Origin of the sequence: Microvirga flavescens (assembly GCF_003290125.1) — a bacterium.
Taxonomy (GTDB): Bacteria; Pseudomonadota; Alphaproteobacteria; order Rhizobiales; family Beijerinckiaceae; genus Microvirga; species Microvirga flavescens.
In genome coordinates, this window is record NZ_QMKH01000001.1 from 48,523 (window position 1) to 61,489 (window position 12,967).

13 protein-coding genes and 1 riboswitch are annotated in these 12,967 nt (G+C 61.5%); of the genes, 7 read left to right on the forward strand and 6 right to left on the reverse strand.

Annotation, left to right across the window (positions count from 1 at the left end):
- Window positions 1–8: 8 nt before the first annotated feature.
- The 6 genes from DQW91_RS16790 to DQW91_RS00235 all read left to right on the forward strand — a co-directional run bounded on the left by DQW91_RS16790 (window position 9) and on the right by DQW91_RS00235 (window position 5,082).
- The gene (locus tag DQW91_RS16790; protein WP_112661588.1) at window positions 9–245 is read left to right on the forward strand and encodes a hypothetical protein; all 237 of its coding nucleotides are present in this window, start codon (window positions 9–11) and stop codon (window positions 243–245) included.
- Window positions 238–1,311 (forward strand): NAD(P)-dependent alcohol dehydrogenase, encoded by a 1,074-nt coding sequence (locus DQW91_RS00210; protein WP_112662365.1) that lies wholly within the window; start codon window positions 238–240, stop codon window positions 1,309–1,311. Before DQW91_RS16790 ends, DQW91_RS00210 begins: the two co-directional genes overlap by 8 nt.
- Before the next feature lie 30 nt (window positions 1,312–1,341).
- The gene (locus DQW91_RS00215) at window positions 1,342–2,685 is read left to right on the forward strand and encodes a nicotinate phosphoribosyltransferase (protein ID WP_112661589.1); all 1,344 of its coding nucleotides are present in this window, start codon (window positions 1,342–1,344) and stop codon (window positions 2,683–2,685) included.
- Window positions 2,686–2,728: 43 nt separating this feature from the next.
- Window positions 2,729–3,409 carry a phosphoribosyltransferase gene (locus DQW91_RS00220; protein ID WP_342633201.1) on the forward strand — a complete coding sequence of 227 codons (681 nt, stop codon included), beginning with the start codon at window positions 2,729–2,731 and terminating at the stop codon, window positions 3,407–3,409.
- Between the two features lie 178 nt (window positions 3,410–3,587).
- Window positions 3,588–3,887 carry an HU family DNA-binding protein gene (locus tag DQW91_RS00225; protein ID WP_112661590.1) on the forward strand — a complete coding sequence of 100 codons (300 nt, stop codon included), beginning with the start codon at window positions 3,588–3,590 and terminating at the stop codon, window positions 3,885–3,887.
- A gap of 401 nt (window positions 3,888–4,288) precedes the next feature.
- Window positions 4,289–4,395, reverse strand: a riboswitch (SAM-I-IV-variant riboswitch).
- A 258-nt stretch (window positions 4,396–4,653) separates the two neighbouring features.
- Window positions 4,654–5,082, forward strand: a complete 429-nt coding sequence (locus tag DQW91_RS00235; protein ID WP_157961283.1) for a hypothetical protein — start codon at window positions 4,654–4,656, stop codon at window positions 5,080–5,082.
- Between the two features lie 17 nt (window positions 5,083–5,099).
- Here the strand turns inward: DQW91_RS00235 and DQW91_RS00240 are convergent, their stop codons facing one another.
- Together DQW91_RS00240 and adh are read right to left on the reverse strand one after the other, a co-directional pair.
- On the reverse strand, window positions 5,100–5,498 hold the full coding sequence (locus tag DQW91_RS00240) for a DUF779 domain-containing protein (protein WP_112662367.1): 399 nt from the start codon (window positions 5,496–5,498) through the stop codon (window positions 5,100–5,102).
- 62 nt (window positions 5,499–5,560) lie between these two features.
- A complete protein-coding gene (gene adh, locus DQW91_RS00245; RefSeq protein WP_112661593.1) occupies window positions 5,561–7,081 on the reverse strand; it encodes an aldehyde dehydrogenase in 1,521 nt (506 codons plus the stop codon).
- Between the two features lie 247 nt (window positions 7,082–7,328).
- Here adh and DQW91_RS00250 point away from each other — a divergent pair, with 247 nt between their 5' ends.
- Entirely contained in the window at window positions 7,329–9,191 is a 1,863-nt protein-coding gene (locus DQW91_RS00250; RefSeq protein ID WP_112661594.1) for a sigma-54-dependent Fis family transcriptional regulator, read from the forward strand.
- Here the strand turns inward: DQW91_RS00250 and DQW91_RS00255 are convergent.
- The 4 genes from DQW91_RS00255 to DQW91_RS16885 are packed head-to-tail and all read right to left on the reverse strand — an operon-like array spanning window position 9,170 to window position 12,912.
- Window positions 9,170–10,207: a sulfate/molybdate ABC transporter ATP-binding protein gene (locus DQW91_RS00255; RefSeq protein WP_425373351.1), complete on the reverse strand. Its 1,038-nt coding sequence runs from the start codon at window positions 10,205–10,207 to the stop codon at window positions 9,170–9,172. The two genes, DQW91_RS00250 and DQW91_RS00255, sit on opposite strands and share 22 nt — an antisense overlap.
- Window positions 10,208–10,220: 13 nt before the next feature.
- A complete protein-coding gene (gene cysW / locus DQW91_RS00260; RefSeq protein ID WP_112661595.1) occupies window positions 10,221–11,102 on the reverse strand; it encodes a sulfate ABC transporter permease subunit CysW in 882 nt (293 codons plus the stop codon).
- Window positions 11,095–11,949 carry a sulfate ABC transporter permease subunit CysT gene (gene cysT / locus DQW91_RS00265; protein WP_112661596.1) on the reverse strand — a complete coding sequence of 285 codons (855 nt, stop codon included), beginning with the start codon at window positions 11,947–11,949 and terminating at the stop codon, window positions 11,095–11,097. The genes cysW and cysT overlap by 8 nt, the downstream gene beginning before the upstream one ends.
- A gap of 3 nt (window positions 11,950–11,952) precedes the next feature.
- Window positions 11,953–12,912: a sulfate ABC transporter substrate-binding protein gene (locus DQW91_RS16885; RefSeq protein WP_281024006.1), complete on the reverse strand. Its 960-nt coding sequence runs from the start codon at window positions 12,910–12,912 to the stop codon at window positions 11,953–11,955.
- Between the last annotated feature and the right edge of the window lie 55 nt (window positions 12,913–12,967).

Here is a 12,967-nt window from a genome sequence, read left to right on the forward strand (position 1 = left end):
AGACGCCCATGGCCGATACCCCCTCGCCTGCCGAACCACGCCCTGAGGTCCCAACGCCGCTGCCCGAGCCCGTGAGCCCTCCGGAGGCCCCTCCACCGGGCGTGCCGGCTCCGGGAGAGCCTTTCGGCATCCCGCCGTCATCGCCCGGCGAAGCTCCCCCAGGGGAGCCTATCGGCATTCCGGGGACGGGACCGCGCGAGGCGCACGCCGCCATGCCCCATCAGATCGGAGATGCCCGTGCCTAAAATGAAAGCCGCTATCTTCGTCGAACCGGGCCGCATCGTTCTCGATGAGAAGCCGATCCCCGATATCGGTCCCCTCGATGCTCTCCTGCGCATCACCACAACTACGATCTGCGGAACGGACATTCACATCCTCAAGGGAGAATATCCCGTCGCGCGCGGGCTCACGATCGGGCACGAGCCCGTCGGCATCATCGAAAAGCTCGGCTCCTCCGTACAGGGTTTTCGCGAGGGCCAAAGGGTCATCGCGGGTGCGATCACGCCGAGCGGTCACAGCGCTGCCTGCCTTTGCGGCTGCTCGTCACAGGACGGCGCGGGAACCAAGCATGGCTGGAAAGCCATCGGCGGATGGAAGTTCGGCAACACCATCGACGGATGCCAGGCGGAATATGTTCGCGTTCCCGACGCCATGGTGAACCTTGCTCCCGTGCCGGACGGGCTCACCGACGAACAGGTTCTGATGTGCCCCGACATCATGTCGACAGGCTTCTCCGCCGCCGAGCGGGGCAAAGTCCGGATCGGCGACACGGTTGCCATCTTCGCGCAGGGTCCCATCGGTCTTTGCGCGACGGCTGGCGCCAAGCTTTGTGGCGCAACGACGATCATCACGGTCGACAGCCTGCCCGAACGGCTTGCGATCTCAAAGAAACTCGGGGCCGACCATGTGGTCGATTTCAAGAAGGCCAACCCCGTCGAAGAGGTCATGCGCTTGACGGACGGGCGCGGAGTCGATGTCGCCATCGAGGCGCTCGGCACGCAGAACACATTCGAGGCGGCCCTGCGCGTCCTGCGGCCGGGCGGCACATTGTCCAGCCTTGGCGTCTACTCAAGTGACCTCAAGATTCCGCTCGATGCCTTCGCCGCGGGCCTTGGCGACCACACCATCGTGACGTCCCTGTGCCCAGGAGGAAAGGAGCGGATGAGGCGTCTCCTCAGTGTCGTCGAATCCGGCCGTGTCGACCTGCGCCCGATGGTAACGCACCGCTTCAAGCTCGACGACATCGAGGCGGCCTATGATCTTTTCTCGCACCAGAGGGACGGCGTCCTGAAAGTGGCGATCACGCCTTAGAGGTCTCACACGAGGGCGGGCTCACTGAACATGGATGCCAGCAACGCCCTCTTCACGGATCTCTACGAACTGACGATGCTGCACGCCTATGTCGAGCTCGGCATGGCGGAAACGGCAACGTTCGATCTGTTCTTTCGCAAGCTTCCACCGGGCCGCAACTATCTGCTCGCCTGCGGTATCGGCAGCCTCCTCGACGAGATCGAAGCGCTCGCTTTCAGCAAGGACGACATCGCCTATCTTGCGACGCTGAACCTGTTCCCAAAAGCCTTTTTGGATCGACTGGAGAGCTTTCACTTCACCGGCACCATCCTTGCCGTTCCAGAGGGGACGCCGATCTTTCCAAACGAACCTCTTCTCGAAGTGATTGCGCCGATTGGAGAGGCACAGCTGATCGAGACGCTGGTCCTCAACCAGATCGGGCTTCAGACAATTCTCGCCTCCAAGGCGGCGCGTGTCGTCAAAGCGGCCAACGGTCGCCGCGTAATCGATTTTGGAGGGCGACGCGCGCAAGGGATCGATGCCGCCATCAAGGGTGCACGAGCGTTCTACATCGCCGGCGTCGAGGCGACATCGAATGTTGCGGCAGGCAAGAAGTACGGCATTCCTGTCGTCGGGACGATGGCGCACAGTTTCATCGAAGCCTGCTCGAACGAGAGCGAAGCCTTTCGCGGATTTTCCTCCGTCTTTCCTGAAACGACACTCCTGGTCGATACTTACGACACGCTCGACGGGGTCAGGCGCGTCGTTTCCCTGGCTCTGGCACTTGGCCCGCAATGCAGAATCCGTAGCGTCCGGCTGGACTCAGGAAATCTTGCAGAGCTTGCCATCGAAGCACGCCGCATTCTCGACGAGGCGGGGTTGGAGCGTATCCAGATTTTCGCAAGCGGCGGCTTGGATGAAAGAGAGATCGCGCACATCCTCTCCGCAGGCGCGCCTATCGACGCGTTCGGCGTCGGCACCGACATGAGCGTTTCCTCGGACGCGCCTGCTCTCGATCTTGCCTACAAGCTGGTCGAATATGCGGGCACCGGCCGCATGAAGCTCTCTGCGGGAAAACGCACCCTGCCGGGCCGCAAGCAGGTTTTCAGAACCTTCCGCGACGGTCTTATGGATGGCGACGTCATCGCCAGGGATATCGAGCGGTTACCCGGAACGCCTCTGCTTCATCCGGTGATGCTGAACGGGCGGCGCGTGGCGCCACCCTCCCCTCTCCCCGATCTGAGGAAGCAGGCCACGACATTCATATCCTCGCTCGGTGCGGAGTTTCTCGCTTTGGATGAGGCGGCTCACCCTTATCCGATCACGATCAGCGAAAGCCTTCGGAAGCACGAACAAGAGGTTCGTGCGCACGTTGTTTCCACGGCGGCCCGCTGAAGGATAACGCCATGGTGCGTCCTTTATCGATACGGAGAGAAACGTGAGAGAGGTGTTCGGCATGAACGAATTCCATGATCGTTCCAGCGCGGGCAGCCTTCTCGCGGAAAGGGTCGCACAGTTGCATGTGGCGGACCCGGTCGTTCTCGCCCTTCCTCGCGGCGGCGTACCTGTAGGTTTCGAGATTGCGAAGGCGTTGAAGGCGCCGCTCGACTTGTTGCTCGTGCGCAAGATCGGCGTTCCAAGTCAACCCGAACTTGCGGCGGCCGCCGTCGTCGATGGTGAGCGTGCCGACATCGTGTTCAACGACGAGGTGATGGCGCTGGCCGGTCTCGACCGCAGGACGATCGGGCAACTCGCGCAGCGGGAATTGGAGGAGATCGAGCGGCGGCGGCAGACTTATCTCTCGCAACGCTCCCCCGTCTCCGTGACAGGAAAAACGGCCATCGTGGTCGATGACGGAATCGCGACGGGAACGACAGCGCAAGCCGCTTTGAAGGCCCTTGCACGCCGGGAGCCCAAGCGCCTCGTTCTCGCGACCCCGGTGGCTCCGCCGGAGAAAGTCCCGATGCTCCGCGCCCTGGTCGACGACTTCGTCTGCCTGCTTACACCCGAGGGCTTTTTCGGAATCGGCCAGTTTTATCTCGACTTCCATCAGCTCTCGGACAGCGAGGTGATCGGCTATCTCGAAGAGGCGGCTCGCCGTGCGGAACCGCATGGTTGAGCGCCCGGCAAGACCGAGACAGCGGCAGGAGGCAACCCCGAATCCCTCTTTAGGCCTTGAAATCTCAGACTTTAGGCCACGCTCGGTTGCATCCCCTGTGGAAGCGCACGCCGGGAGCTTGACCTGACTGCGAAATTAGATCTTTTGCTAGAGATCTAATGCTAACTGCGGGTTTCCCATGAACAAGAACGATCTCATTGAATTTCTGTCCGAAGAATACGAACTGACGAAGACCTTTGCGAAGGAACTCGTCGAGACCGTGTTCTCCAAGATCTCCGAAGCCGCCAGCAAGGGCCATGAAGTCTCCATCTTCGGCTTCGGCTCCTTCAAGCTCGTCGAGCGCAAGGCGCGCAAGGGCCGCAACCCGCGCACGGGTGAGCCGGTCAAGATCGCCGCTTCGAAGAGCCTGAAGTTCAAGCCGTCGAAGTCGGTCAAGGAAGCGGTCAACAAGAAGCGCGCCCCCGCTCGCAAGAAGTAACGAATCTTTCCCGGAAGTGGCCTTGCCGCCCTTCCGGGGAAACGTTCACGCTGCCATCCGGGGTTCGGGAGTGCTCTTTCCGGCGTTTCCGAACTTCGATAAAACCCACCCGCATGCCTCAGCCGCGCAGTCACCTGCAAGCGCGCGCTCCAGGAACACGAGGATGCGGCCGGGTTGCGGGTCGTCGATAACGCGATAAACATGCGTCCAGATTTCGGCTGACCGGTGCACAACCACGTAGACCGATGAGGCTTGGGTCCTCCTCGCGCAGCCGCTCCTCCACATGAATACCCCGACGAACATGACGGTATCGTTCTGTCCGGCGTTGAGGTGATGATCGGGCAGGCCAGCGCTTCGCATCATGCATTTCCTTCAAACCGAGGAGAGCTGACGCGGTGGGCGATTTCCCGTTTCGTTGCCGGTTCGGCCACATCCCCTCTTTCGAGGGCGCCACCTTGCTCGGTCAGCAGGTTGGCGTTGAGCGTCAGCTCAACTCTTGATGTTGTCCCAGCGATAGCACCGACGCTCTGAAGCTTCAAGAGGGATCTCTTCGGCCCTCCCTCCAAAACCCTGATTGTTGGCGAACGGCATCTCGTGCGGGGTGCGCTGCCCGATTCACGCCACAACAATCACCTTAGCTGTGCATGTTGATTCTCATGCGCCAGACCGCATGGCGTGGAAACATCGTCTGCCCCTCCCCGCAATTCGCGTGATCGCAGCATCGAATCCTTGCCTGCCGATCAGGCCCACCGAAAGGAAGAACGCCGTGGCTGACACCAAGAATCCCGCTGGCACCGATGGAATGCAATCCGTCAGTGCTCTCGGCCTGCGATGGGCGGCCCTGCGCGGCATGCTGACGTCTCCCCTCATCATGCTGGAGGATCAACGTTCCTTGCGCGAGGAACTCGTTCACGAACTCTCATCCATCGAGCGGGGGTTCATTGCCCTGCAGGCTCGCAATGCAACCGAAGTGTCGGCGAAGATCGACATCGCGAAATCGGCGGTGCGCGATGGACTCCAGAGCGGCTCAGAATGGCTGATCGATCTTCTTTCGAGCATCCAGAGCGATCTTCTGGCAACCGCCGCGAAATCTTCATCCCCAGCGGGCCGCGCGACGCCGCATCTCATGCGTGCCGAGCCCGCACGCAACACGAGCCATGCGGCATCGGAGAGCGACGCATCGAGCGCCGCATAACCGCGCGAGCTAAAGAATCAGGATGCGCTCTCGGAGTGCTGGCTTTCCCGTCTTTGCAACATTTCCGATTCTTCGTCCGAGAACAGGCGCGAGCGTGTCAGGAAGCGAACGTCGCGCCCGTTGTCCAAAGAGAACATGCCGCCACGCCCCGGCACGAGATCGATGATGAGCTGCGTGTGCTTCCAGTACTCGAACTGGGATTCGCTCATGTAGAATGGCGCGCCACCGATCGCACCGAGGAGGACGTCGTTTTCTCCGACCAGGTAGTCCCCTTGCGGATAACACATCGGGGAAGAGCCGTCGCAGCACCCGCCCGACTGGTGGAAGAGAACGGGCCCATGCTCACGCTGAAGGGTCGCGATCAGTTCCAGAGCAGCAGGCGTCGCGGTCACGCGCAGGATATCGGCATCCGCCATAATCTTCCCCTTAGCTGACTTCTGCCGGGGCGAGCAGCGCCCCGGCAGAAGATCGATCAAGCTCAGAAGAAGCCTAACGGCTTGTTGCTGTAGCTTACCAGGAGGTTCTTGGTCTGCTGGTAGTGATCGAGCATCATGCTGTGGTTTTCGCGCCCGATGCCCGATTGCTTGTACCCGCCGAAGGCCGCGTGTGCCGGGTAGGCATGATAGCAGTTGGTCCACACGCGTCCGGCCTGGATCGCACGGCCAAAGCGGTAGGCGCGATTGCCGTTGCGCGTCCAGACACCGGCGCCGAGGCCATAGAGGGTATCGTTGGCGAGAGACAGAGCTTCGGCCTCGTCCTTGAACGTCGTCACGGAAACGACCGGACCGAAGATCTCCTCCTGGAAGATGCGCATCCGGTTATGGCCGCGGAAGACCGTCGGCTTCACATAGAAGCCTCCTTCGAGATCGCCGGAGAGGATATTACGCTCGCCGCCTGTCAGAACCTCCGCGCCTTCCTGCTTGCCGATGTCGATATAGCTCAGAATCTTTTCCAGCTGCTCGCTGGAGGCCTGAGCCCCGATCATCGTCGCCGGGTCCAACGGGCTGCCCTGCTTGATCGCCGCAACGCGCTTGAGCGCGCGATCCATGAACTTGTCGTAGATCGATTCCTGGATCAGCGCGCGGCTGGGGCAAGTGCAGACCTCACCCTGGTTGAGGGCGAACATCACGAAGCCTTCGATGGCCTTGTCGAGGTAATCGTCGTCCTCGGCCGTCACATCGGAGAAGAAGATGTTCGGCGATTTGCCGCCCAGTTCCAACGTCACCGGAATGAGGTTCTGGCTGGCATATTGCATGATGAGGCGACCCGTCGTCGTCTCACCGGTAAAGGCGATCTTGGCAATACGCGTGCTCGAGGCGAGCGGCTTTCCTGCCTCGAGCCCAAAGCCGTTGACGATGTTGAGGACACCCGGCGGCAGAAGATCGGCGACCAGCTCCGCCCACACGAGAAGCGAGGCCGGAGTTTGCTCGGCCGGCTTGATGACGACGCAATTGCCGGCGGCAAGAGCCGGCGCGAGCTTCCAGGTCGCCATCAAGATCGGGAAGTTCCAGGGAATGATCTGCCCGACGACGCCGAGCGGCTCGTGGAAGTGATAGGCGATGGTGTCGTGATCGATCTCTGAAATCCCGCCTTCCTGCGACCTGATGCATCCGGCGAAGTAGCGGAAGTGATCAATGGCGAGCGGGATATCGGCTGCCGTCGTCTCGCGGATCGGCTTGCCGTTGTCCCATGTTTCCGCCAGGGCGAGCCTGTCGAGATTCTGCTCCATGCGGTTGGCGATCTCGTTGAGGATGATCGCTCGCTCCGCTGCCGAGGTCTTTCCCCAGGCGTCCTTAGCGGCATGCGCTGCATCGAGAGCCTTCTCGATATCGTCCTTGTCGGAGCGGGGAACCTCGCAAATCGCCTTGCCCGTGATGGGCGAGGTGTTTTCGAAATAACGGCCGTTCACCGGATCCCGCCATTCGCCGCCGATGTAGTTGCCGTAGCGCGCCTTGAAGGGTGAGGTGAGGTTGGCGTTGAAGAATTCCGGTTTGTTCATCTTTTCCTCCCGGGGTGTTGAACACGCGCACATAGGAGCAACACCCATGCCAGGAAAGACGTGTGCAAAGCAAAATTCGTCGCTGCAGCGCGGTAAGTGCCTGTCTTGCAACGAGGCCTGAGACGATTGGATCGGATGATTTTACGGCAGGACGAACTATCTTGAATGCGGGTGCCGCCAAAAGATCCGTAGCAATGAGACACAGCCGCGACACCCTGTTGCAAATTGCGACACCGGAGGAAACACCGTGGCGTCATCCCAAGCGATTCTGACTGCGCGTCGGCATTTCTTTACCGGCGGAACCGTTCCGCCCGGCCTCGTTCCATCCCCCATCCTGCGATCCTGGTCGAGATGCGCGGCTCTCGGGCTCGAAGGGGCGGCATTGCCACGCATCGAACCGTTGACACGCTATGAACTCGCCATCGCAAGTGAGCGGAACGAAGCGTTCAGACGCCTGTGCCGTCCCGAAATCGAGTCCCTGCATGCGGATGCGGAGGCGACCGACAGCGTCGTCATTCTCACCGATGCGGCAGGCCTCGTGCTCGACGTGATCGGCAGCATCGGCTTCGCGGACAGGGCCGCCCGCGTCGCCTTGAGACCCGGGGTGCCGTGGAGCGAGCAGACGACCGGCACGAACGCCATCGGCACCGCCTTGACCGAGCAGAGCGCCATCGAAGTGCTCGGCGGAGAACATTATCTCGAATGCAACCGCATTCTCAGTTGCTCGGCTGCGCCGATCATCGGCCCGCGTGGTGAGATCCTCGGCGTTCTCGATCTTTCAGGGCCAGCGGCCATCCATCAGGCCTACGCTTTGCGATTGGTGAAGCTTGCCGCCGAGCAGATCGAGCATCGCCTGTTCGAGCAGGGTTTCGAACATTGTGAAGTCATGCGCGTTCACACGGATTCCGTGATGCTCGGCACCCCGCGCGAAGGCGTCCTCGCCTTCGAAGAAGATCGCCTGGTTGCCGCAAACCGGCACGGCTTGCGCATGCTCGGCCTCACCAAGGAGGCGCTTGGAACAGTCACGCGGCAGGAGCTTTTCCAGGATTCTCTCGCCAGCCTCGCGGACAAGGGAAGCTTACGCGATGCACGGGGAACCGTGTTGCGCGGAAAGTTGGAACAGCCCAATTCCCGCAAGTCGATTGCGCCAGGCGCGCTGCGGCATGCGGGGTTCGATCCCATTTTCGAGGACAACGCCCGGGCCGCATTGGCGCGCGCCATCCGCGTCGTGAACGCCGATGTTCCCGTTCTCGTGCTTGGCGAGACGGGCTCCGGTAAGGAAGTCTTCTCACGTGCCGTTCACGCCGCCAGCAACAGGAGCATGAAACCTTTCATTGCCGTCAACTGCGCGGCGCTGCCTGAAACGCTGATGGAGGCCGAGCTTTTCGGTTATGAGCCAGGAGCCTTCACCGGCGCGCGCAGCCGCGGCTCGAAGGGCCGGTTGCGCGAGGCCGATGGCGGCGTTCTCTTCCTCGACGAAATCGGCGACATGCCGCTCTCTCTCCAGGCGAGGCTCCTGCGTGTGCTGCAGGATCGTGAGGTTCTGCCGCTTGGAAACGGAAAGCCTGTCCCGGTTGATTTCGCACTCATCTGCGCAACCAATCGCGACCTCACGGCGCTCGTGAAAGAGGGCGCGTTTCGCGCCGACCTCTATTTTCGGATCGCGCAATACACCGTCGAGCTTCAGCCCCTGCGCGCCTCAACCAACCGCCATGCGCTCATCGACAGCCTTTGGGATCAACTGTGCGGCCCCGCGCGCGTTTCTCTTTCACCACAGGCGCGGGAGTGTCTGGCGCAGCATGACTGGCCCGGCAACTTCCGTCAGCTCGCCGGTTGCCTTCGGGCTCTCATCGCTCTTGCAGAGCCGGGCGAGACGCTGGGGCTCGAGGCCCTTCCCGCCGACATCAGGTCGGTGGCCAGCTGTTCCACGCTTGCCGAAGAGAAGAGCGATCCTGATTCACTGGAGGCGATCTCCCGCAACGCCATGCGGGACGCCATCTCCGTGGCGAACGGCAACGTTTCTCTCGCGGCGCGCCGCCTCGGCATCAGCAGAAGCACGCTTTACCGCCGCCTGTTGAGCGACGCCGGTCAGCCCACAGGGAAGATGTAACCACCGAGGATTTCCAACCCCACCTCTTCGCCGAGCGCAGGCTCGATGGACAGCGAGGTTTCGACCTCGACCTTGTCCTTGCCGGCTCCGTGTATCTCGATCCGCCGGGAACCGCCGACGCGGCGAATACCTGCGACGACCCCTCTCGCATGCGCCCCGACAGGTGAGACGAGCCGCAACTGCCAGGGACGACTGTAGAGCGCAACCTCACCATCCCCGTGGCCATGCGCATCGACAGGAACGGGCTTCCCACCGATCAGAACCTTGTCGCCGGCGACACGCGCCTCGAACCGCGCGGCATCTCCGAGAAAGCTGAGGACAAACGGTGATTGCGGGCGATCCTGCACCTCATCCGGAGTGCCTATCTGCTCCAGGCGTCCGTTGCTGAGAATCGCCACCCGGTCAGCCAGTTCGAGCGCCTCGTCCTGATCGTGTGTCACAAAGATCGTGGTCTGGCCCGTGCGTTCGTGAATGTCGCGCAGCCAATGGCGCAGATCCTTGCGGACCTTGGCGTCCAATGCGCCGAAAGGCTCATCGAGCAAGAGAACACGCGGCTCCACCGCAAGGGCGCGAGCGAGCGCCACCCGTTGCCGTTGCCCGCCGGAAAGCTGCGCCGGAAAACGCCGCTCGTAGCCCGAGAGCTGAACAAGCTCCAACAGCTCGGAAACCCGCCGCGCGATTTCATCCTTGGAGGGACGGCGCGCGCGCTCACGAACACGCAGGCCATAGGCGATGTTGTCGGCGACATTGAGATGCTTGAACAGCGCGTAATGCTGAAAGACAAAGCCGACCTGGCGCTTCTGCACGGGAAGGCCGGTCGCGTCCTGCCCGCCGAAGAAAACCAGCCCCCGCTCAGGCGCCTCGAGACCGGCAATGACGCGCAGAAGCGTCGTCTTCCCCGAACCGGAAGGACCGAGCAGAGCCAGAAGCTCACCCGGCCGAACGGTCAGACTGACATCGCGCAGAGCGGCGGTCTCGCCAAACTCCTTGGCAACGTTCGCAACCTTGATTTCCAACCCAGTGCTCCGCTCAATGGCCGGGACGTCCGGAGAGGGTATCACCCGCCCGCCATTCCAGGAACGATTTTGCCGCAAGCGTGACGAGGGCAAGGCAGGCGAGGAGCGAGGCAACGGCGAAAGCGGCGACGAAGTTGTACTCATTGTAGAGAATCTCCACATGGAGCGGCATGGTGTTGGTCAGGCCGCGGATATGGCCGGAAATAACGGAAACAGCGCCGAACTCACCCATGGCGCGGGCATTGCAGAGAAGGACGCCGTAGAGCAACCCCCACCGGATGTTGGGCAATGTCACCGTGAGAAAAGTGCGCCAGCCGGAAGCGCCGAGCGTCAGCGCGGCCTCTTCTTCGGAAGTGCCCTGCTCCTGCATGAGCGGGATCAGCTCCCGCGCCACGAAGGGAAAGGTGACGAAGATCGTGGCGAGGACGATGCCGGGCAAGGCGAAGGCGATCTTTATGCCATGCTCCATGAGCCATGGCCCAAAGAGCCCCTGTGCGCCGAACAAGAGAACGTAGATCAGGCCCGACACCACCGGCGAGACCGAGAACGGCAAATCGATCAGCGTCATCAAAAGGCTCTTGCCCTTGAAGTCGAATTTCGCAATCGACCACGCGGCGGCGAGCCCGAACACAAGGTTCAGAGGAACGGAGATTGCCGCGACCAGAAGAGTCAGCTTGATGGCCGCCTGCGCATCCGGTTCCTGAAAGGCAGCGAGATAAGCGCCCAAGCCTTTGCTGAAGGCCTGCACGAACACGACAGCCAGGGGCAGCACCAAAAAGAGAGTCAGAAAGGCGATGGCAATCGCAATGGCGAGCCGCCGCACAAGCGCGCTCTCCGTCACCACGCTTCTCCAGCGAATGCCTTTCTGAGTGTTGCGCGCAACGGCATCAAGCATTGCCGAACCTCCGCCGCGCCCAGGCTTGAATGAGATTGATGACGAGAAGCGTCGAGAACGAAATTGCCAGCATGATCGTCGCGATCACCGTCGCGCCGGTATAATCGAACTCCGCGAGCTTGATGACGATGAGCAGCGGCGCGATCTCGGACACATAAGGAATGTTTCCGGCGATGAAGATCACCGATCCATACTCGCCGACGGCCCTGGCAAAGGCCAATGCGAAACCCGTGAGAATCGCCGGCAGAAGCGGCGGGAGAAGAACACTCCACAAGGTTCGAAACCGTGAGGCGCCAAGCGTTGCAGAGGCTTCTTCCAGCTCACGTTCGATATCGGCGATGAGAGGTTGAACCGTCCGCACCGTGAAGGGCAGGCCGATGAAGACCAGCGCCACGAAAATGCCGAGAGGCGTATAGGCAATCTTGATACCGAAAGGCGCGAACAACGCGCCGATCCAGCCATTCGGTGCATAGAGCGCCACAAGCGCGATGCCGGCAACCGCCGTGGGCAATGCAAACGGCAGATCGACCATCGCGTCGATGACGGCGCGCCCCGGAAAGTGATAGCGGGTGAGAACCCAGGCGACGAGAAGCCCGAATACGGACGCGACAATCGCAGCAATGAATGAAATGCCGAAACTGATTTTCAAGGCCCCCAGAACACGGGGCTCGAGCGTCGCCGCTACAATTCCATCGATCCCGACGCTCGAAGCTCTCACGACGAGTGCAGCCAGCGGCAGAAGAACGATAAGACTGAGGTAGAGAAGCGTATAGCCGAACGTGATCCCGAAGCCCGGGATCACGCTCGCCCGCCTGAAGCGGATATGGGCCGGAAGAACCGACGTCATGAGTTAGCGCTTGCTGATCTGATCGAAGACGCCACCATTGTCGAAGTTGTTCTTCTGGATGTCATCCCAGTTTCCCTGCAGCGACTCGATGGTGAAGAGCTTGAGGTTCGGCAACTGGGCCAGATCTTCTTTCGCGGCGGCTTCGGGCTTGCTCGGCCTGTAGCGGTGCTTCGCGAAAATGGCCTGGGCCTTGTCGCTGTAAAGAAACTCAAGATAGGCCTCAGCCGCCTTGCGAGTTCCCTTCTTGTCGACATTGCCGACAACGAGCGCCACCGGCGGCTCGGCGAGGATCGAGACGCTGGGAACGACGATGTCGAACTTGTCCTTGCCGAATTCATCGAGGACCAGGAACGCCTCGTTCTCCCAGGCCGGCAGCACATCGCCAAGGCCGCGCTGCGCGAAGGTCACTGTCGAACCGCGCGCGCCCGTGTCGAGCACCGGCACGTTCTTGTAGATCTGCGTCACGAACTCCCGCGCCTTCTCGACGCTGCCGTCCTTGTTTTGTGCATAGCCCCAGGCCGCAAGGAAGTTCCAGCGCCCGCCTGCCGATGTCTTGGGATTGGGCGTAATCACCTGCACGTCGGAGCGTGCGAGATCGCCCCAGTCCTTGATGCCCTTCGGGTTTCCTTTGCGGACGAGGAACACGACCGTCGATGTGTAGGGCAGCGAATTGTTCGGCAGCTTGCTACGCCAATCCGCCGGAATCTTGTTCGTCAGCTTGGCGATGGCGTCGATGTCGGAGGGGATGCCCAGCGTCACCACATCGGCATCAACGCCGTCGATAACGGTTCGCGCCTGAGCACCGGACCCGCCGTGGGACGCGCGGACGGTAATATCCTCACCGGTCTTCTTCTTCCATTCCTCGGTGAACGCCTGATTGATCTCGCGGTAGAGCTCACGGGTCGGGTCGTAGGACACGTTGAGGAGCTGCGTCTGCGCATAGGCGGCATCCGCGCCGGTCATGATCGTCGCGGCGGCTGCGAAGGACAGGAAAAGCTTTCGCCAGGCACTCAAGCCT